We start from the raw sequence: 21,386 nt of genomic DNA on the forward strand, positions 1-21,386 counted from the left end.
TTATTGGGTTAAAAAAGCGCGCCAGTGGGCGACGACTTCAGCAAGTTGTTCACGTGATACGTCCAGATGCATCACCAGGCGCACAATCGGGGAGGCGTTAATCAGCACACCCTGCGCTTTCATATATTCACCCAGCGCGGCCGCGTGCTCTTCGCCAACGCGAACAAACAGCATGTTGGTGTCGTGGCGCATGACGTCCGCCCCTGCTTCGCGCAGTTGCTCCGCCATCCAGGCGGCGTTGTCATGGTCTTCCTGCAAACGCGCCACGTTATTTTTCAGCGCATACAGTCCGGCCGCCGCCAAAATACCCGCCTGGCGCATGCCGCCGCCGGTCATTTTGCGCCAGCGAATGGCACGCTTGATGTACTCGTGGCTGCCGACCAGCAGCGAGCCTACCGGCGTTCCCAGACCTTTGGAAAGACAAATGGTGAACGAGTCGCAGTATTGCGTGACATCTTTAAGCTCACAGCCATAGGCGACGATGGCGTTAAAAATACGCGCGCCGTCGACGTGCAGGGCAAGATTGCGCTCCCGGGTGAATTCCCAGGCCTCTTTCAGATACTCGCGCGGCAGAACTTTGCCGTTATGCGTGTTTTCCAGACTGAGCAGACGGGTGCGGGCAAAATGGATATCGTCTGCTTTGATTTTTGCTGCCACTTTGTCCAGCGGCAGGGAGCCATCCGGCGCGGCATCGATGGGTTGCGGTTGAATGCTGCCGAGCACCGCTGCGCCACCCGCTTCGTAGAGATAGTTATGCGCGCCCTGACCGGCGATATACTCTTCGCCGCGCTGACAATGGCTGAGCAGTGCAACCAGGTTCGCCTGAGTGCCGGTAGGTAAGAAAATGGCGGCTTCTTTGCCAGAAAGCTCGGCCGCGTATTGCTGGAGGGCATTAACGGTAGGATCATCACCGTAGACGTCGTCCCCGACCGGGGCGGCCATCATCTCTTCGAGCATGGCGCGACTGGGTCGGGTGACGGTATCACTGCGTAAATCAATCACGGGCATTCCTTTTTAAGTGAGGTAATGCCCTCTGTTTTACCTGAGCCAGTTAGTTTTCGCCAGTTCGATCACTTCATCACCGCGTCCGCTGATGATTGCGCGCAGCATATACAGGCTAAAACCTTTGGCTTGTTCGAGTTTGATCTGCGGCGGGATCGCCAGCTCTTCTTTCGCCACCACCACATCGACCAGCACCGGGCCGTCAATTGACATCGCCCTTTGCAGCGCCTCATCAACCTCTGAAGATTTCTCCACGCGAATGCCCGTGATGCCACAGGCCTCGGCAATCCGCGCGAAATTCGTGTCGTGCAGTTCGGTGCCGTCAGTCAGATAACCACCAGCTTTCATCTCCATCGCCACAAATCCCAGCACGCTGTTGTTGAAGACAATAATCTTCACCGGTAACTTCATTTGTACCACCGACAGAAAATCGCCCATCAGCATGCTAAAGCCGCCGTCACCGCACATTGCCACAACCTGACGTCCTGGTTCGGTCGCTTGTGCGCCGAGTGCCTGCGGCATGGCATTAGCCATCGACCCGTGGTTAAACGATCCGAGCAGGCGACGTTTGCCGTTCATTTTCAGATAGCGTGCTGCCCACACCGTTGGCGTGCCAACGTCGCAGGTAAAGATGGCATCGTCAGCGGCAAAGTGGCTGATCTGTTGCGCCAGATATTGCGGGTGAATGGCTTTATCGCTGGGTTTGGCTAAATCATCCAGCCCTTTGCGCGCCTCGCGGTAGTGCTCCAGTGCTTTGTCCAGGAACTGCCGCTCGGTTTTCTCTTCCACCAGAGGTAGTAGGGCGCGCAACGTGGATTTAATATCGCCTACCAGCGCCATATCAACTTTACTGTGCGCGCCAATACTCGCCGGATTGATATCAATCTGAATAATTTTGGCGTCGGTGGGGTAGAACGGGCGATAGGGGAACTGGGTACCGAGCAGGATCAGCGTGTCGGCATTCATCATGGTATGGAAGCCGGATGAAAAGCCAATCAGCCCGGTCATACCCACGTCATAGGGGTTATCGTACTCAACATGCTCTTTCCCGCGCAGAGCGTGCACGATCGGGGCTTTGATTTTAGCCGCAAACTCAACCAGCTCTTTATGCGCACCGGCGCAGCCGCTGCCGCACATCAGGGCGATGTTGCTGGAGTAGCGCAGCAGTTGCGCCAGTTTTCTCAGCTCTTCCTCTTCCGGGGTGACTACCGGGAGCGGCGCATGATACCAGTGCGTGGTGGCGCTTTCAGGGGCGGGCTTCAGCGCCACGTCACCGGGTAATACCACCACGGAGACGCCACGGTTGAGCACCGCTTTACGCATAGCTATAGCCAGCACCTGGGGGATCTGCTCAGGGCTGGAGACCAGCTCGCAATAGTGGCTACATTCACGGAACAACTCCTGCGGGTGGGTCTCCTGAAAATAACCGCTGCCTATCTCACTGGAGGGAATATGCGCGGCAATCGCCAGCACCGGGACATGGTTGCGGTGGCAATCAAACAGGCCGTTAATCAGGTGCAGGTTTCCCGGTCCGCATGAGCCGGCACAGACGGCCAGCTCACCGGTCAGTTGGGCTTCTGCGCCTGCGGCAAAAGCGGCAACCTCTTCATGGCGGGTTGGCATCCAGTCAATCGTGCCCATACGATTCAGACTGTCACTAAGGCCATTGAGCGAGTCTCCCGTCACACCCCAAATACGTTTAACGCCAGCTTGTTCGAGTGTTTTAGCAATAAAAGCGGCAACCGTTTGTTTCATGGTTTTCCTTCTCCTCTAATGTGATACCGGTTACAAGTTTAGATGAAGATAATCGTTATGCTTCTCATTACCCCTTATTTCCGGCAGGTTTCATTTAATCTGTATTAAGCGTAGTTTGTTATTGGACATGGTGAAACAAGGAATAAATTCAAATGGTTATAAAACTATTAAATACAGTTAACCGGGTACTGGCTCACGAAGATTTTGGCAAGTTTTTGTTACGCCTTGCCGTCGGTGGGCTGATGCTGTTTCATGGGCTGCATAAACTGTTTGCTGGTATTGATGGCATCAGCGGTATGTTGATAGCGAAAGGTTTCCCGGGCTTTATTGCGTACGGCGTTCTGCTGGGAGAGGTTGTAGCGCCGTGTCTGATTATTCTAGGCATCCTGACGCGTCCGGCAGCGTTGGGGCTGGCGTTTACGATGGTTGTGGCATGGCTGATGGTCGGGATGGGCGAAACCTGGACACTGGATAAAACCGGTGCATGGGCGATTGAAAGTCTGGTGTATTTCTTCATCGGTGCGCTGGCCGTGGCGTTTTTGGGGGCGGGGCGTTACTCCGTTGCAGGAAATTCTGCCTGGCGATAGTTACCATTTGAGAGTCAATACCGAGGCGGGGGGCGCTAACGGTTTGCCCGCCTCGCCGTTCAATCTGTCGCTAATCTATATGTCATCACTGTTCCATAGTTTGTGCCGACGTCTCAGCGCTCGCTGCGTCAATGCCCTTGCCATCGCGGCGCCTATTTCAGCACTGACAACCAGTCCCTGAATAAACGGACGATCGTGCATCAACCACGGCAGCCCGCCAAAAGCGATGCGATTGCGGGCGTTTTCCGGCGCTTGCAGCGTGTAATCTTCGCCGATGTCCGGGATCTCATCGCCACAGGCCAGCAGTTGATGGCGTAGCGTTGGGAAAGGGATATCTTTGCTCTGCAATGCCCGTTGCCCTCGGGCGTCAATAAACACATCGAATTCGCTGCGTCGACCGTGGTGGTAAATTACCGTCATTTCCTGCTCATTCGTACGCTCATAATCCGCACCAAGTGTGAGGATCTCAATCAGCCCGGCGTCGTGCAGCGCCAGCAGTCGGCGGACTGATTCAGACGGGATTGCCGCATAATTATCGATAAACACGCGCGCCAGTCCTTGCTTAAAGCGCTTTTCATCAGGCGGATCAAGATGTGGGACGATCTCTTCGATTACCTCGTGTAGCCGCAGCAGGGTATAGCGCCACGCGACGGTACGCTGTTCCTGTTTGTTGCGTTCAACTTCAATCAGGTTGCGCTTCGCCCATTCAAAAGGTTCGTGCTCAAGCCTGTCGGCAAAGTAGGCCTCGGGGAATGTATCGGCGTTGAGCGTCTCAAGTGCTATCTCTTGGCTCCATTGCGGAGCTGCATCTTGCAGTTGTTGCACAATAATCCGGAAAATGCGGTCCAGTAATCCTTTTTGCCCATGGACAATGACGTCTTCAATTGCTTCAGGCGTTGCGATATTCAACGATTCATAGGGCAGAGGGCAGTAAAAATCCGCTTCAGGCAGCACACCGTTGCGCGACATTAGGGTCAGCTTCAGGCTTTGGCTGTCGGATTTACAGATAAACTGGAGTGCGTTATCAGCCCCGGTGGTGAAGGCTCCGTGTTGGCAGGCCACGGCCATCGCTGCGTCAATCGCGCTGAGCGAGGTGCCGAGAATTCCTACCCGGCAAGCGCTAATCTGGACGTCCATCAGACCGGTCCACGGGCTGGGGAAAAACTTCCGTGTCTGTACATCCGTTTCAGGCCACAGATGACCGGTGGCGATAGCGGCGAAGTCCACCTCGACAGGCTGTAAAGCATGATTGATCCACAGAGAGACCCCATTCGGGGTCGCTTGCAGGTCGGTGACTTTGCTTAATTCGTTTATGCTAATCGTGAAGCCTGAGCCTCGCGCTTTCTCGACGATAGCGAATAAACGATCGCGATAATAGTCACCGAGGATCACGCGGGGCAAAAATTGCCGTTCATGCAAAGAATTACGTTCAATCCGAAACTGCGCCAGATAGTCATCACTTTGATTCTGTAGCCACGTCAGATAACTGATATAAATCGGTGGGATCTCTATGCTGGCTATATTTGCCAGCATGAAGTCTGCGTTGTTGTCGCTGTTATAAGGCATGCCAACGCCCGCCTCTTCAGCTTGCTCATAAAGCTCTATTTCCAGCGGTTCACCGCGCTCAACCAGGGCATGAAACGTATAAATCCCGGTGGGACCGACGCCGACAATGGCCACTTTTTTCATGGGGATCCTTGTAGAAAGTTCGACGTGGTAGTCGGGGATTATGCTTAATCTGCGAAGGGTAAGTGTGGTCGATAATTCACGGGGGGAAGGAGGTATTTTGCCGGGTAGAGTGAAAATATCAGAATTTTGCAGCGCCTGAGAGCATAAAAAAAGGCCACCCGGTACAGCCAGGCAGCCTTTTGCACATCAGATACCGGCCAATTACGCCAGCACTAAATCACCCTGCGGATGGCAGGAACAGGCCAGCACATAACCTTCAGCGATTTCTGCGTCGGTCAGCGTCATGGTGCTGCTGACCGTGTAGTTACCGTCAACCACTTTGGTTTTGCAGCAGCCGCAAACGCCTGCACGGCATGCGGCGACAACCGGAACCTTGTTGCTTTCCAGCGCTTCCAGCAGCGTACTGCCCACCGGCGCATAGAACTCTTTCGCCGGCTGTAGCTTGGTAAACTTCAGACCACTGGTGGCGGCTTCGGCAACAGGTGTGAAGAACTGCTCTTTAAAGAAGCGCGTCACACCCAGTGCTTTGACTTCTTTCTCGACCAGATCCATATACGGTGCCGGGCCACAGGTCATCACTGTACGCGAGGTCAGATCCGGTACGCTTTTCAGCAGTTCGGTAGTCAGTCGGCCAGAAACAAAACCTTCGGTGGCATTATTTTCAGCAACTAATGTCACCGGATATTCACGCCACTCGTCGGCAAAAATGACATCTTGCGGCGAGCGAACGTTAAAGATTACCTGTACATTCGCTTGCGGGCGGTACTTTGCCAACCAGCGACGCATTGACATGATTGGCGTAACGCCACAGCCTGCGGCCAGCATCAGGAACTTGTCTTCCGCTTTATCTTCACAGGTGAACTCACCCATGGCATCGGACAGCCAGATATAGTCGCCGCGCTTCACGTCGCGGGTTAGCCACTGTGAACCTGCGCCATCGTCAATCCGGCGGATGGTCAACGTAATGTACTCGCTAACGCCCGGTGTTGAGGAAATGGTGTAAGCACGCAGCGTATCCGCTGAATTACGTACGCTGACCAGTGCATACTGCCCGGCGCGGTAAGGATAATAATCGTGGCACAGCAACGAAATTGTCCATACATCCGGCGTTTCCTGATGGATGTGGTGAACCTGCATCCGCCATGGGCACTGATGAGTTGGCATTGTCATTCTTTACTCCTTACGCGCTCAGCAGTTGCTTCATGTCTTCTTCAACGGTGGTCACGGAACGCAGACCAAATTTCTCGTTGAGAACTGCCAGCAAATCCGGTGTGAAGAAACCAGGCGCAGTCGGGCCAGTGACGATGTTTTTCACGCCCAGAGACAGCAGGGTCAGCAGAATAACAATCGCTTTCTGTTCGAACCAGGAGAGCACCAGAGACAGCGGCAGATCGTTCACGCCACAGCCCAGTTTCTCTGCCAGGGTGACCGCCAGGATAATGGCAGAGTAGGCATCGTTACACTGACCGGCATCGACCAGACGCGGCAGACCTTCGATATCGCCGAATTCCAGTTTGTTGAAACGGTATTTACCGCAAGCAAGGGTCAGAATCAGGCAGTCGTCTGGTACGCTGGTGGCGAAGTCGGTGAAGTAGTTACGTTCACCACGTGCGCCGTCACAACCGCCAACCAGGAAGATGTGACGCAGTTTTTCGCGGCTCACCAGGTCGATCAGGGTATCAGCAGCGCCCAGCAGGGTCTGACGACCGAAACCTACGGTGATCAGGTGCGGAATTTCACTGTACGGGAAGCCAGCCATCTGCTGCGCCTGTGCGATAACCGGACCGAAATCGTCACCTTCAAGGTGGCTCACGCCCGGCCAGCCGACGATGCTACGGGTCCAGATACGGTCGTCGTAGGCGCCAACGGTTGGGTCGATGATGCAGTTAGAAGTCATCACGATTGGGCCAGGGAAGCGGGCGAATTCAACCTGCTGATTCTGCCAGCCGCTGCCGTAGTTACCGATTAGGTGTTTGAACTTACGCAGTTCCGGATAGCCGTGTGCTGGCAGCATTTCACCGTGGGTATAAACGTTAACACCGGTGCCTTCAGTCTGCTCAAGCAGGTTGTACAAATCTTTCAGGTCGTGACCGGAGATCAGGATGCACTTACCTTCGGTTGCTTTTACGTTGACCTGAGTCGGGGTCGGGTGACCGTATTTAGTGGTTTCACCGGCGTCCAGAATGCTCATCACTTTGAAGTTCATCTGGCCGATTTCCATTGAACACTCCAGAAGAGCGTTCATATCGGAAGGCCAGGTACCCAGCCACGCCATGATTTTGTGGTACTGAGCATAGATATCGTTGTCGTACTGACCAAGAACGTGGGCGTGCTCCATGTAAGCTGCCGCACCTTTCAGGCCGTACAGACACAGCAGACGCAGGCCGAGGATATTATCGCCGATGGTCGCTTTGTCTTTATTCGGGGTGAATTCAGCGGCCTGACGTTGCAGGTCGCCCAGATCGTCGCTGACCAGTTGCAGATCGGCCATCGGGTTGGTGACAGCTGCGTTCGCGTCGATGTTCAGGCATTGTGCTTTCAGGGCGTCGCGCATGGCGATAGCTTCACGGGCATAGCCAACAATACGCGGGGAATCGAAGTTTACGTTAGTCAGCGTGGAGAAGAACGCACGCGGCGCAAAGTTATCAACCTCATGGTCGATGATGCCGTATTCACGTGCTTTAACAGCCCATGCAGACAGACCTTGTAGGGAAGCAATCAGCAGATCCTGCAAATCGGAGGTTTCAGCCGTTTTACCGCACATACCCTGCGCGTAAGAGCAGCCGTTTCCTGCCGGAGTACGGATGGTTTGTTCACATTGCACACAAAACATGGTCACACCTTTTAAAGTTATATTTAATATACATGTTTAAGATTATGCCTGTGCGCGTAGGGATAAAAGGGATTTCTGCTACTACTTGCAGGGAGATTGATTTAGCGCAATTTTGGCGGTAGCTGACTACCGCCAGAGAGGTATTTGCCCGGGCGTCAGGCGGAGAAAAACGCCATCAGCAGGGGCACTAACAGACTCAAAATAAAGCCGTGGACGATGGCTGCCGGGACCATTTCCAGGCCGCCGCTGCGTTGTAAAACGGGCAGGGTGAAATCCATTGATGTCGCCCCGCATAATCCCAGCGCGGTAGAGCGGCTGCGGCCCACCATTCCTGGAATCAACATAATGGCGATCAGTTCACGGGCCAGGTCGTTAAAGAAGGCGGCACTACCAATTACGGGTCCGAACGATTCGGTCAACAGAATACCGGACAGGGAATACCAGCCAAAACCTGATGCCATCGCCAGCGCGGTTTTCAGCGGCAGACCGAGGATCAATGCATTGATAACCCCCGCCAGCATCGAACTGGCGACGACGACGACGGCCACGATCATCCCCCGACGGTTCAGCACAATTTGCTTTAAGGTCATACCGCTGTTGCGCAGTTGGATCCCCACCAGGAACAGTAAAAAGATTAACGTATATTCGCTGGCTTCGGTGGCATGCTGCAGAATGGAAAGCCCAGTGAGGCCGAGCAGGAAACCGATGACGACGACGCCGCAAAGCTGGAGCGACTCAAGCGCCATTGCAATTCGCGAGGGGAGCTTTTCTTGCTTGTGGTTGTGTCTCCAGGGCAGCGAACGCTCCAGCCAGAACAGCGCCGCAATATTACACAGTATAATGACCGTCACGCTGACTGCAGAATAATGAAGAATAGCTAACAGGTTGCTGGCGAGATTATCCAGAAACGCCAGGCTAATACCCATAAAAAAGAGAATAAGGTAGACGATCCAGCTCAACAGGCGATTGATAAGTTGTAATGCAGTCCTGTGCCGGAGCGGAATAAGGTAGCCCACAATAAGGGGAACCAGAATGATTAACAGCCCTGAAAACATGAAAACCAGATCCTTGCTGAGAAGTAAGACGAAATGCGCTAGCACACACTACTCAAAGCAAAGAGGGGAGTAAAGTTGCAAATAAAAGGAAATATAGAGAGGATAAAAAAGACCTGACTTGCGCCAGGCCTTTTTTGTTAGCGATTAATCGCGTTTTTCCAGCAGAGTGCGGTAAATAAGGCCGCCGAGTACCCCACCGATAATCGGCATTACCCAGAAGAACCACAATTGTTGCAATGCCCAGCCGCCCTGGAAAATGGCTACTGCGGTACTACGTGCCGGGTTTACGGAGGTGTTGGTGACTGGAATACTGATCAAGTGGATCAGAGTTAACGCCAGACCAATTGCGATAGGTGCAAAACCTGCCGGAGCATGTTTATCGGTCGCGCCGTGGATCACTAATAAGAAGCCTGCGGTCAGAATAATTTCAATGACGACGGCAGAAAGCATGGAATAACCGCCTGGTGAATGTTCACCAAAGCCGTTTGAAGCAAAACCACTGGCCGTTGCATCAAAACCTGCTTTACCGCTGGCAATAAGATACAGCGCCGCTGCTGCAACAATACCGCCTACAACCTGAGCAATAACGTAACCAATAACATCTTTTGCCGGGAAACGACCGCCAGCCCATAAACCGAAGGTTACCGCCGGGTTAAAATGCCCACCTGAAATATGACCCACGGCGAATGCCATGGTTAATACGGTCAGGCCGAATGCCAGCGCGACACCGGCAAATCCAATTCCCAATTCCGGGAATGCGGCTGCCAGCACTGCACTACCGCACCCACCAAAAACGAGCCAAAACGTACCGAAGAATTCAGCTGCTAATTTCCTGAACATAACCACCTCAATTAAAAGTTCCGGGTTCGTATTCCTTGCCCGGTAATTCATCGCTAAAAGGGACGATGATGAAAGAGCGGGTATTTTAGAAAAAAATATCATCCCTTCGCCAGTTAAATTGATGAAAAAATTTGATTTAAGGCAATATGTTGCGATTCCTTTTTGAATCTTGGATGAATGAAGCATAGTCCAACTAGCGAAAGGACGATGATTAAGTTCTGAAATTATATTCAGGAGAAAACATAAGAAGAATATTCTTATTTTTTTTGCTTTTGCGATTCACGCCAGATTGATATCGGGTGTCCTGAGCACCCGCTTGCCGTTATACTCCTGATAACTTGAAGGAAAAAGTTAGCATTTCCGGAGGCTATATGATTCTCGAACGCGTTGAGATTGTTGGATTTCGTGGTATTAACCGTCTGTCGTTGATGCTGGAGCAGAGCAACGTGCTGATTGGGGAGAACGCGTGGGGTAAATCCAGTCTGCTGGATGCCTTAACCCTGCTGCTGTCGCCGGAGCCAGACTTGTATCATTTTGTCCGCGAGGATTTCTGGTTCCCGCCGGGCGATATACAGGGCCGGGAACACCACCTGCACATTATCCTGACGTTTCGTGAATCCCAGCCGGGTCGTCACCGGGTACGTCGCTATCGCCCTCTGGAAGCCAGCTGGACGCCGTGCCAGGATGGCTATCACCGCATTTTTTATCGTCTGGAAGGCGAGTGTGCGGATGACGGTAGCGTTCTGACCTTGCGCAGTTTTCTTGACGGCGACGGCCATCCATTACCTCTCGATGACATTAACGATCAGGCGAGGCATCTTGTGCGCCTGATGCCGGTACTGCGTCTGCGCGACGCGCGGTTTATGCGACGGATCCGCAACGGTACCGTGCCGGATTCGGCGGACGTCGAAGTCACCGCCCGCCAACTGGATTTTCTGGCGCGTGAGCTGGCTACCCGACCGCAAAACCTGACCGACGGGCAGATCCGCCAGGGGTTATCGGCCATGGTGCAGTTGTTGGAGCACTATTTTTCCGAGCAGGGGGCTGGCCAGTCCCGTTACCGTCTGATGCGCCGTCGCTCCAATAACGAACAACGGAGCTGGCGCTATCTGGACATTATTAACCGCATGATTGATAAACCCGGCGGACGTACGCACCGGGTTATTCTGTTGGGCCTGTTTTCGACCCTGTTGCAGGCCAAAGGCACGCTGAGGCTGGATAAAGACGCCCGACCTTTATTGCTGGTGGAAGATCCGGAAACGCGTTTACATCCCATCATGCTGTCGGTGGCCTGGCACTTGTTGAATTTACTGCCTCTGCAGCGAGTGGCGACAACCAATTCCGGTGAGCTGTTGTCCCTTACGCCCGTGGAACATGTTGTTCGTCTGGTTCGTGAATCATCCCGCGTCGCCGCCTGGCGGCTGGGGCCGGGTGGGATCAGTGCAGAAGATGGTCGGCGAATCGCATTTCATATTCGTTTTAATCGTGCGTCATCGTTGTTTGCCCGCTGCTGGTTGCTGGTAGAAGGCGAAACGGAAACCTGGGTTATTAACGAACTGGCCCGTCAGTGCGGACATCACTTTGATGCAGAAGGGATTAAAGTTATTGAATTCGCCCAGTCCGGCCTTAAGCCGCTGGTTAAATTCGCCCGCCGGATGGGTATCGAGTGGCATGTGCTGGTCGATGGTGATGAAGCCGGGAAAAAGTATGCGGCCACGGTACGTAGCTTATTGAATGACGACAGAGAGGAAGAGCGTGAGCATTTGACCATGCTCCCCGCGCTGGATATGGAACACTTTATGTATCGCCAGGGGTTTGCTGACGTCTTTCACCGGGTGGCGCAAATCCCGGAGAACGTGCCCATGAACATGCGCAAAATTATCTCCAAGGCGATACATCGTTCGTCAAAACCGGATTTAGCCATTGAGGTAGCGATGGAAGCCGGGCGGCGCGGCGTTGATGCAGTGCCAACGCTGCTGCGAAAAATGTTTTCCCGCGTGCTGTGGCTGGCACGCGGCAGAGCGGATTAGTGGTGAAACATCGACGACAGCTGCGAATGGATGCTGTCCAGTAGCTGATAGCGGCGGCGGTATTCTGCGCGTTTTTTGCTGGCAATATCCGCCTCGCTTTTTCGCGCCAGCGTGCGCGGAATATGATAGTACCCGTGTCTGTCGCACTCGCCGCCAACCGATTCCCAAAATGCGTTGTAGTCGGAATGAATTACCTTATTTTTATCGTGGTAGCGTTGGCTGCGAAAGATATGCTGTTCATTGCTGACTGCCATAACATTATCGATATTCAATCGCTCTGCTAACCGGCAAATGGCTTCCATTACAATACGTTTTGGGAATATCCCGTGACAAGACTTGGTCGCTTTTTGGATTGCTTCGTGAGGAAGTTGCGCATTGCCCTGCACACCGCCAATAAATAATGTACTTTTGCCATTATATTCGCAGAACGTAAACGTCATTTTAGTCAGTACGTCGCCGTCGCCATTTTGCACCTGAATAGTGCTCTCTCCCTCTTTATCCAGCACCGGGAACATCATCATGGTTACGGTAAATATATCGCCATCTTTGCCTTCAATTTGCGCCAGTTGTAAGCCGTCATTGCTTAATAAGGCGTTAAATTCTGCGGGTAAAAATGCATGGCGGATAACATTATAATGAAAACGCACCGCGTCTAAACGCATTTTACGGGTGAAGTTTGCGGCAAGGTAAGGACGATGCAAACGCACCGGCAATCGGGGTTGGTGGGATAGCAGGTTTTCAAGATCCGGCCATTGGGACAGTTCTGTCATCCATTCCTGGGTGAGGCGAGGTATCAAGAGTGAGCGCCAGATAAACTTACGACGAAAGCTCCGCTTATCCCAGCAATGTGCGGGACGTAAATGGCCGCTGCTCAGGCTGTAAAAAAGACCAAAGCTGGTGACGGGTTTGGTGGAAAGAAAAGTGCTTTCAGTTAGTTGACTCATAATATAAATCCGATTGATACCCTGGTACTAATTTCAGCACAGCGGATCTTAACCATTCATCAATAACTCTGTTATTCTTGCGCTTTTCAACGGCGATTTATTTAACGTTGATGTTTAGCACTCCACTCTGGTGGACGTATTGGGGGAATTGGGGCATTTATGAAGCTCAAGGGAAAAATCAAAAAACGCTATTTTCTGTTCGCCATCATCCTTATTGTGGCGGTAATTGCACTTTGGCGAACGCTTAATGCGCCTTTACCTCAGTATCAAACATTAATTGTTCGTCCGGGCGATCTGCAGCAAAGCGTGCTGGCTACCGGTAAACTGGATGCGCTGCGTAAAGTTGACGTCGGGGCGCAGGTCAGCGGGCAGTTAAAAACGCTGTCGGTCGCGATTGGCGATAAAGTAAAAAAAGATCAGTTGCTCGGCGTAATCGATCCTGAACAGGCGCAAAACCAAATCAAAGAGGTTGAAGCGACGCTAATGGAATTGCGCGCCCAGCGTTTACAGGCAGAAGCTGAGTGGAAACTGGCGCGGGTGACGCTTTCCCGTCAGCAACAGCTGGCAAAAACCCAGGCCGTTTCACAGCAGGATCTCGACACGGCGGCCACCGAAATGGCGGTCAAACAGGCGCAAATTGGCACAATTGACGCGCAAATTAAACGTAATCAGGCTTCTCTCGATACGGCAAAAACCAACCTTGATTACACCCGCATTGTCGCGCCAATGGCAGGCGAAGTAACGCAAATTACTACCCTGCAAGGGCAAACCGTTATTGCCGCCCAGCAGGCACCTAATATTCTGACGCTGGCGGATATGAGCACCATGCTGGTAAAAGCGCAGGTTTCTGAGGCTGATGTAATTCACCTGCAACCTGGGCAAAAAGCCTGGTTTACCGTACTGGGTGATCCGCAGACGCGCTACGAAGGCACGCTCAAAGATGTTCTTCCGACGCCAGAGAAAGTGAATGATGCGATTTTCTACTATGCCCGCTTCGAAGTTCCCAATCCGAAAGGGATCCTGCGTCTGGATATGACCGCGCAGGTCCATATCCAGCTCACTGATGTCAAAAATGTTCTGACGATCCCGCTGTCGGCACTGGGCGATCCTATTGGTAACAACCGCTATAACGTCAGGCTACTGCGTAACGGCGAAACCCGCGAACGTGAAGTGGTTATCGGCGCGCGGAATGACACCGATGTGGAGATCGTGAAAGGGCTGGAAGAGGGGGATGAAGTCATTACCGGCGAGGGCAACGCTGGAGCTGCAAAATGACAGCATTGCTTGAACTAAGCCATATCCGCCGCAGCTATCCCTCAGGTGAAGGCCTGGTTGAGGTGTTGAAGGACGTATCCTTGAGCATTCAGGCCGGGGAAATGGTGGCGATTGTCGGGGCGTCGGGTTCGGGTAAATCTACGCTGATGAACATTCTCGGCTGTCTGGACAAACCTACCAGCGGTACGTACCGGGTTGCCGGGCGGGATGTTTCCACGCTGGATAGCGATGCGCTGGCACAGCTGCGCCGTGAGCATTTCGGCTTTATCTTCCAGCGCTATCATTTGCTGTCACATTTAACCGCGGCGCAAAATGTCGAGGTGCCTGCTGTCTACGCTGGCACCGAGCGTAAGCAGCGCCTGGCGCGTGCGCAGGAATTACTCCAGCGGCTGGGTCTGGGCGACAGGGTTGACTATCAACCTTCTCAACTTTCCGGTGGTCAGCAGCAGCGGGTAAGTATTGCGCGTGCGCTGATGAACGGGGGACAGGTTATTCTTGCCGACGAACCCACTGGCGCGCTGGATAGCCATTCCGGCGAAGAAGTAATGGCAATTTTGCATCAGCTGCGCGATCGCGGACACACGGTAATTATCGTCACGCACGACCCGCAGGTTGCTGCACAGGCCGAGCGGGTCATTGAAATTCGTGACGGCGAGATTGTGCGCAATCCGCCGCCACAGAAACCTTCTGGCGGACGCGATATCGCGGAGCCAACGGTGAAAACGGCATCCGGCTGGAGTCAGTTTGTCAGCGGTTTTCGTGAAGCGCTTACCATGGCCTGGCTGGCAATGGCTGCGAATAAGATGCGAACGCTACTGACCATGCTTGGGATCATCATCGGTATTGCTTCTGTGGTGTCGATCGTGGTGGTAGGCGATGCGGCTAAACAACTGGTACTGGCAGATATTCGCGCTATTGGTACTAACACCATTGATATCTATCCTGGCAAAGATTTCGGCGACGACGATCCGCAATATCAACAGGCATTGAAGTATGACGATTTGACGGCGCTACAGAAGCAGCCCTGGGTCAGTTCGGTAACACCTGCAGTGTCGAAGAACCTGCGGTTACGCTATGGCAATATCGACGTTGCTGCCAGTGCTAACGGCGTTAGCGGCGACTATTTCAACGTCTATGGCATGACATTTAACGAAGGGACCACCTTTAACGCCGAGCAACTGGCGGGGCGCGCTCAGGTGGTGGTGCTCGACAGTAATACCCGGCGCCAGTTGTTCCCCAATAAAGCGAAAGTTGTCGGCGAAGTCGTGCTGGTGGGAAATATGCCGGCCACGGTAATTGGCGTTGCAGAAGAGAAACAGTCGATGTTCGGCAGTAGCAAGATCCTGCGGGTCTGGCTGCCCTACAGCACCATGTCCGGACGAATTATGGGGCAGTCGTGGCTGAACTCGATCACCGTGCGAGTAAAGGATGGTTTTGACAGTGCCCAGGCCGAACAGCAACTGACCCGACTGTTGACGTTGCGCCACGGTAAGAAGGATTTCTTCACCTGGAATATGGACGGTGTCTTGAAAACCGCTGAAAAGACCACACGTACATTACAACTCTTCCTGACGCTGGTGGCGGTGATTTCGCTGGTGGTTGGTGGGATTGGCGTGATGAATATTATGCTGGTTTCGGTAACCGAACGAACGCGTGAGATTGGCATTCGTATGGCGGTTGGCGCGCGTGCCAGTGATGTGCTGCAACAGTTCTTAATTGAAGCGGTGTTAGTGTGTCTGGTTGGTGGCGCGTTGGGCATTAGCCTGTCGATGCTGATCGCCTTTACACTTCAGCTATTCCTGCCGGGCTGGGAAATTGGATTCTCACCCGTCGCGCTGTTGACGGCGTTCCTGTGTTCGACTGCAACCGGGGTGTTGTTTGGCTGGCTACCGGCGCGGAATGCGGCACGTCTGGATCCAGTAGATGCTCTGGCGCGGGAATAATGCCACAGAGATAAAAATGCCAGCCGCAAAGGCTGGCATTTTGACTGCGGGATGTACACAATGAGACAGAAGAACTATGCGACAGCTTCTGCTTCAATGACAGGCACGATGACACTGGCATGATTGCCTTTTGGCCCCTGGTGGACATCAAACTGGACAGACTGTCCGGCTTTTAGCGTTCTGTAACCATCCATCTGAATGGTGGAATAATGGGCGAAAATATCTTCGCCGCCGCCTTCGGGGCAAATGAAACCAAACCCTTTGGCGTTGTTGAACCACTTAACAGTACCCGTTTCCATACTTCGACATCCTTCGTAAATCTTATATAAGTAAGATGGAATGAACCGGTGGCGGAGTGGGGGCTGTTCAAAACCTCGCCAACTCTCGAAACTACAATTTAGAGAAATCAGGCGGGGCGTCAAGCGCCAGGCAGACAGAATAGGGTAAAAATGCATCAAAATTTGAAGCAGCTAACGCTATTGTCGGTTATGTGACAGATGTCGCGGATGGCACTAATAGATGATAGTTATCTAATACTTGAGGTAGATTGATTGTGCGCATAGGCTGCTTGTCAGCGGCAAGATTTTCTGCCGGAAACCGTAACTGAAGATGACGACTGACAATGGGTAAGACGAACGACTGGCTGGATTTCGATCTGCTGGCGGAAGACAAATTGCGCGACGCGCTAAAACCGCCATCTATGTATAAAGTGATATTAGTCAATGATGATTACACTCCGATGGAGTTTGTTATTGACGTGTTACAAAAATTCTTTTCTTATGATGTAGAACGTGCAACGCAACTGATGCTTGCAGTTCACTATCAAGGCAAAGCGATTTGCGGCGTGTTTACTGCCGAAGTGGCTGAAACCAAAGTAGCGATGGTGAACAAATATGCAAGGGAGAACGAGCATCCGTTGCTGTGTACGCTGGAAAAAGCCTGAATGCAGGCATAAACATTGGGGGAGGTGCCTATGCTCAATCAAGAACTGGAACTCAGTTTAAACATGGCTTTCGCCAGAGCGCGCGAGCACCGACATGAGTTTATGACCGTCGAGCACTTGTTACTGGCGTTGCTCAGTAACCCGTCGGCCCGCGAAGCGCTGGAAGCGTGTTCTGTGGATCTGGTGGCGCTCCGTCAGGAACTCGAAGCCTTCATTGAACAGACCACACCTGTATTGCCTGCCAGTGAGGAAGAGCGCGACACGCAGCCGACGTTGAGTTTTCAACGTGTACTGCAACGTGCGGTCTTTCATGTTCAGTCCTCCGGACGCAATGAAGTTACCGGCGCAAATGTGCTGGTTGCTATCTTCAGCGAGCAGGAATCTCAGGCGGCTTATCTGCTGCGTAAGCATGAAGTAAGTCGTCTTGATGTGGTGAATTTTATCTCTCATGGCACGCGTAAAGATGAACCCAGCCAGTCTTCTGACTCTGGGAATCAGCCAAATAACGAAGAGCAAGCTGGCGGGGAGGACCGTATGGAGAACTTCACGACTAACCTTAACCAGCTTGCCCGAGTGGGCGGAATTGATCCGCTCATTGGCCGGGACAAAGAGCTGGAGCGCGCCATTCAGGTACTGTGCCGTCGCAGAAAAAACAACCCGCTGTTGGTGGGAGAGTCTGGTGTCGGTAAAACCGCCATTGCCGAAGGCCTCGCCTGGCGTATTGTCCAGGGTGATGTGCCTGAAATCATGGCTGATTGTACCCTTTACTCCCTGGATATCGGCTCGCTGCTGGCAGGCACCAAATATCGCGGTGATTTTGAAAAACGCTTTAAGGCGCTGCTGAAACAGCTGGAACAGGATACTAACAGCATTCTGTTTATCGATGAGATCCATACCATTATTGGCGCGGGTGCGGCATCGGGCGGCCAGGTGGATGCGGCTAACCTGATCAAGCCGTTGCTCTCCAGCGGTAAGATCCGTGTTATAGGCTCCACAACCTATCAGGAATTCAGCAATATCTTTGAAAAGGACCGTGCGTTAGCGCGCCGTTTCCAGAAAATCGATGTCACTGAGCCATCGGTAGAAGAGACCGTGCAGATAATCAATGGTCTGAAGCCGAAATACGAAGCGCACCATGACGTCCGCTATACCGCCAAAGCGGTGCGTGCAGCGGTCGAACTGGCGGTGAAATACATTAACGATCGTCATCTGCCGGATAAAGCGATTGACGTGATTGATGAGGCGGGCGCACGTGCGCGTCTGATGCCGGTCAGCAAGCGCAAGAAAACCGTCAACGTGGCGGATATTGAGTCCGTAGTGGCCCGCATTGCGCGGATCCCGGAGAAGAGCGTATCGCAGAGCGATCGCGACACGCTGAAAAACTTGGGCAACCGTCTGAAAATGCTGGTATTCGGACAGGATAAAGCCATTGAGGCGCTGACTGAAGCGATCAAAATGAGCCGTGCCGGTCTGGGACATGAGCATAAGCCGGTCGGTTCGTTCCTGTTTGCCGGACCAACTGGTGTCGGTAAGACCGAAGTCACGGTGCAACTCTCTAAAGCCCTCGGCATTGAACTGCTGCGTTTTGATATGTCCGAGTACATGGAACGCCACACAGTCAGCCGTCTGATTGGTGCGCCTCCAGGATATGTCGGTTTTGACCAGGGCGGTTTGCTGACGGATGCTGTTATTAAGCATCCGCATGCGGTACTGCTGCTGGATGAAATCGAAAAAGCGCACCCGGATGTCTTTAACCTGTTGCTGCAGGTGATGGATAACGGCACGCTGACCGACAATAACGGGCGTAAAGCGGATTTCCGCAACGTGGTGCTGGTCATGACCACCAACGCTGGTGTACGTGAAACTGAGCGTAAATCGATTGGGTTGATTCATCAAGACAACAGTACTGATGCGATGGGCGAAATCAAAAAAGTGTTTACGCCGGAATTCCGTAACCGTCTCGACAACATTATCTGGTTCGATCATCTCTCTACCGAGGTGATTCATCAGGTTGTTGATAAGTTTATCGTCGAGCTTCAGGTTCAGCTGGATCAGAAAGGTGTCTCTCTTGAAGTGAGTCAGGAAGCACGTGACTGGCTGGCAGAGAAAGGCTATGACCGCGCAATGGGCGCACGTCCAATGACGCGTGTTGTCCAGGATAACCTGAAAAAACCATTGGCTAACGAACTGCTGTTCGGTTCGCTGGTGGATGGCGGTCAGGTGACAGTTGCGCTGGATAAAGAGAAAAATGAGCTGACCTATGGCTTCCAGAGTGCGCAAAAGCACAAGCCAGAAGCGGCACATTAATCTTTAATCACCTAATGAGCCGGGCGTAATGCCCGGTTTTTTTCGCCTGAAAGTAAAGATTTGAATTGGGGAGATTCGGAGAGTTTAAACGACAGGCAAAAAATAAGCCTGCGTAAGGGAGATTACGCAGGCTAAGGAGGTGGTTCCTGGTACAGCTAGCATTTATGGGTTATGTTTTTCAGCGGAGTGGATAATACCCTTAATGAACGAAACGGTATGTGATCGATTTCTAAGAATCTTCCGAACGCTGAAAAATAACCGTAATTAACTACTTAGCATGCGGGTTTCGTGTGGACTCGCTGGCAAAATTACGCATCAATAATGCATAATTCAGATCGATATCCTCTGGTACAGGCATCCACACGGTGTAACCATCGCCCGGCGCAACTGGCATGGCTTCGCCTTTCGCGTTTTCCATCTGCTCGAGAGTAAAGTTGATATTGCCTTGTGGGGTCATCAGCTCCAGGCTGTCGCCGACGGTGAATTTGTTTTTTACTAGCACGGCCGCCAGTTCACCTTTACGTTCGCCGGTGAATTCACCGACAAACTGCTGACGCTCGGAAACAGAGAAGCCGTATTCGTAGTTCTGATAGTCGTCATGTGTATGGCGGCGCAGGAACCCTTCGGTGTAACCACGATGCGCCAGGCCTTCCAGCGTTTCCAGCAGTTGCGGGTCGAACGGTTTACCGGCTGCGGCATCATCAATGGCTTTACGATAGACTTGCGCGGTACGTGCACAGTAATAGTACGACTTGGTGCGGCCTTCGATCTTCAGGGAATGCACGCCCATCTGCGTCAGGCGCTCAACGTGGGCAATGGCACGCAAATCCTTCGAGTTCATGATGTAAGTGCCGTGTTCGTCTTCGAATGCGGTCATGTACTCACCCGGGCGCTGGGCTTCCTCAATCATAAAGACTTTGTCTGTTGGTGCGCCAATACCCAGCGTGGGTTCGACGTTTTGTACCGGGATAGGCTCGTACTTATGCACGATATTGCCCACTACATCTTCTTTCCCTTCCTGCACGTTGTATTCCCAGCGGCAGGCATTGGTACAGGTACCCTGGTTTGGGTCACGCTTGTTGATGTAGCCAGAGAGCAGGCAACGGCCGGAGTAGGCCATGCACAGCGCGCCATGAACGAAGATCTCAAGCTCCATATCCGGCACCTGGGCGCGGATCTCTTCAATTTCTTCCAGCGACAGCTCACGGGAGAGGATCACGCGGGTCAGCCCCATCTGCTTCCAGAATTTCACCGTCGCCCAGTTTACGGCGTTAGCCTGTACCGAAAGGTGAATGTCCATGTCAGGGAAGTTTTCGCGCACCAGCATAATCAGACCAGGGTCTGACATGATCAGTGCATCCGGCCCCATTTCCACCACCGGTTTCAGATCACGAATGAAGGTCTTCAGCTTGGCATTATGTGGGGCAATGTTAACCACCACATAGAATTTTTTACCCAGTTCATGGGCTTCATTAATACCGAGCTGCAGGTTTTCGTGGTTGAATTCGTTGTTGCGTACGCGCAGTGAGTAACGCGGTTGGCCCGCATACACAGCGTCTGCGCCATAGGCGAAAGCGTAACGCATGTTTTTCAGCGTTCCCGCCGGGGAAAGGAGTTCCGGTTTAAACATAATTTTCTCGTTCTGATGACAGGTCAGACTCGCCCCACTCAATGAGGCGGTTAGGGGAGTGCCCCCATATTAAGGGCGGGCATTGTAGCGCTGCAGGGAAGGCAGGTAAAGAAAAACGCCGGGCGACAGCGTTGCGTTACCCGGCTGAGCGAGTAATTATCAGGTCTTATCTTTTATCGTCTGACTGACACCATTGGTCTTAACCGAAGTAATACCGGTCTCGCGTGACTGTTCATTCGCATACAGTTGACTGCTACCAATAATCTGGTGGTTTGCAGCTTTCAGGTTGAAATGTAATTTTCCATTAGCCGCTGTTTTTTTCTCATAACGCTCATCCATAGGGCTGTTAGCCTGGACAGATGCGATCCCTTTTTCCGCAGCGCTTTTGGTAGTGTAAAGCTCGCTGGTAAGGATTATTTCCCCGTTCCCAGCTTTAAGAACAAAGCGGTACTGATCATCGCTACTCTTACTTAATTCAAACCAACCAGCCATATGAACTCCTTGATTAAAAGTTTTAGATCAAACAGTTATTGACGACAGTGTTGTCAGAAAG

At 52.6% G+C, this 21,386-nt stretch carries 17 protein-coding genes; 6 read left to right on the forward strand and 11 right to left on the reverse strand.

The features are described 5' to 3' along the window. On the reverse strand, positions 1-1,002 hold the full coding sequence (gene ltaE, locus OGV71_RS14555; protein ID WP_016150626.1) for a low-specificity L-threonine aldolase: 1,002 nt from the start codon (positions 1,000-1,002) through the stop codon (positions 1-3). A 36-nt stretch (positions 1,003-1,038) separates the two neighbouring features. Further along, complete coding sequence (gene poxB / locus OGV71_RS14560) at positions 1,039-2,757, reverse strand: ubiquinone-dependent pyruvate dehydrogenase (RefSeq protein WP_003027264.1); 1,719 nt, start codon at positions 2,755-2,757, stop codon at positions 1,039-1,041. Positions 2,758-2,909: 152 nt separating this feature from the next. On the opposite strand from poxB, the gene OGV71_RS14565 reads away from it, so the two are divergent. Further along, positions 2,910-3,344 (forward strand): DoxX family protein, encoded by a 435-nt coding sequence (locus OGV71_RS14565; protein WP_032949620.1) that lies wholly within the window; start codon positions 2,910-2,912, stop codon positions 3,342-3,344. 75 nt (positions 3,345-3,419) lie between these two features. Here the strand turns inward: OGV71_RS14565 and OGV71_RS14570 are convergent, their stop codons facing one another. From OGV71_RS14570 to aqpZ, 5 genes are all read right to left on the reverse strand, one after another. Beyond that, a complete protein-coding gene (locus OGV71_RS14570) occupies positions 3,420-5,033 on the reverse strand; it encodes an FAD-NAD(P)-binding protein (RefSeq protein WP_204583444.1) in 1,614 nt (537 codons plus the stop codon). 201 nt (positions 5,034-5,234) lie between these two features. Next, positions 5,235-6,203, reverse strand: coding sequence for an NADH oxidoreductase (gene hcr, locus OGV71_RS14575; RefSeq protein WP_071697511.1), 969 nt, complete (start codon positions 6,201-6,203; stop codon positions 5,235-5,237). 10 nt (positions 6,204-6,213) lie between these two features. Further along, positions 6,214-7,866 carry a hydroxylamine reductase gene (gene hcp / locus OGV71_RS14580; protein ID WP_003840204.1) on the reverse strand — a complete coding sequence of 551 codons (1,653 nt, stop codon included), beginning with the start codon at positions 7,864-7,866 and terminating at the stop codon, positions 6,214-6,216. Positions 7,867-8,021: 155 nt separating this feature from the next. Beyond that, positions 8,022-8,921 carry a LysO family transporter gene (locus OGV71_RS14585; RefSeq protein WP_003027250.1) on the reverse strand — a complete coding sequence of 300 codons (900 nt, stop codon included), beginning with the start codon at positions 8,919-8,921 and terminating at the stop codon, positions 8,022-8,024. Positions 8,922-9,065: 144 nt separating this feature from the next. Then, positions 9,066-9,761 (reverse strand): aquaporin Z, encoded by a 696-nt coding sequence (gene aqpZ, locus OGV71_RS14590; protein ID WP_003840208.1) that lies wholly within the window; start codon positions 9,759-9,761, stop codon positions 9,066-9,068. A 371-nt stretch (positions 9,762-10,132) separates the two neighbouring features. On the opposite strand from aqpZ, the gene OGV71_RS14595 reads away from it, so the two are divergent. Further along, positions 10,133-11,791, forward strand: a complete 1,659-nt coding sequence (locus OGV71_RS14595) for an ATP-dependent endonuclease (RefSeq protein ID WP_003036822.1) — start codon at positions 10,133-10,135, stop codon at positions 11,789-11,791. Here OGV71_RS14595 and OGV71_RS14600 read toward each other — a convergent pair. Next, entirely contained in the window at positions 11,788-12,735 is a 948-nt protein-coding gene (locus OGV71_RS14600) for a VirK/YbjX family protein (RefSeq protein WP_016150622.1), read from the reverse strand. The genes OGV71_RS14595 and OGV71_RS14600 overlap by 4 nt on opposite strands. A 159-nt stretch (positions 12,736-12,894) precedes the next feature. On the opposite strand from OGV71_RS14600, the gene macA reads away from it, so the two are divergent. Next, a complete protein-coding gene (gene macA, locus OGV71_RS14605) occupies positions 12,895-14,010 on the forward strand; it encodes a macrolide transporter subunit MacA (protein ID WP_003036818.1) in 1,116 nt (371 codons plus the stop codon). Beyond that, positions 14,007-15,953: a macrolide ABC transporter ATP-binding protein/permease MacB gene (gene macB / locus OGV71_RS14610; RefSeq protein ID WP_204583445.1), complete on the forward strand. Its 1,947-nt coding sequence runs from the start codon at positions 14,007-14,009 to the stop codon at positions 15,951-15,953. Before macA ends, macB begins: the two co-directional genes overlap by 4 nt. Positions 15,954-16,027: 74 nt before the next feature. Here macB and cspD read toward each other — a convergent pair whose 3' ends face one another. Next, a complete protein-coding gene (gene cspD / locus OGV71_RS14615; protein ID WP_003036813.1) occupies positions 16,028-16,252 on the reverse strand; it encodes a cold shock-like protein CspD in 225 nt (74 codons plus the stop codon). Between the two features lie 323 nt (positions 16,253-16,575). On the opposite strand from cspD, the gene clpS reads away from it, so the two are divergent. Continuing rightward, entirely contained in the window at positions 16,576-16,896 is a 321-nt protein-coding gene (clpS, locus tag OGV71_RS14620) for an ATP-dependent Clp protease adapter ClpS (protein WP_003036810.1), read from the forward strand. Positions 16,897-16,926: 30 nt separating this feature from the next. After that, positions 16,927-19,203 (forward strand): ATP-dependent Clp protease ATP-binding subunit ClpA, encoded by a 2,277-nt coding sequence (clpA, locus tag OGV71_RS14625; RefSeq protein ID WP_003036804.1) that lies wholly within the window; start codon positions 16,927-16,929, stop codon positions 19,201-19,203. A gap of 268 nt (positions 19,204-19,471) precedes the next feature. Here the strand turns inward: clpA and trhP are convergent, their stop codons facing one another. After that, positions 19,472-20,833, reverse strand: coding sequence for a prephenate-dependent tRNA uridine(34) hydroxylase TrhP (gene trhP, locus OGV71_RS14630; protein ID WP_204583446.1), 1,362 nt, complete (start codon positions 20,831-20,833; stop codon positions 19,472-19,474). A 159-nt stretch (positions 20,834-20,992) separates the two neighbouring features. Then, positions 20,993-21,325: a YegP family protein gene (locus OGV71_RS14635; RefSeq protein ID WP_204583447.1), complete on the reverse strand. Its 333-nt coding sequence runs from the start codon at positions 21,323-21,325 to the stop codon at positions 20,993-20,995. Between the last annotated feature and the right edge of the window lie 61 nt (positions 21,326-21,386).

The sequence above is a fragment of the Citrobacter sp. Cf088 genome, assembly GCF_030334295.1.
Lineage (GTDB): Bacteria > Pseudomonadota > Gammaproteobacteria > Enterobacterales > Enterobacteriaceae > Citrobacter > Citrobacter freundii.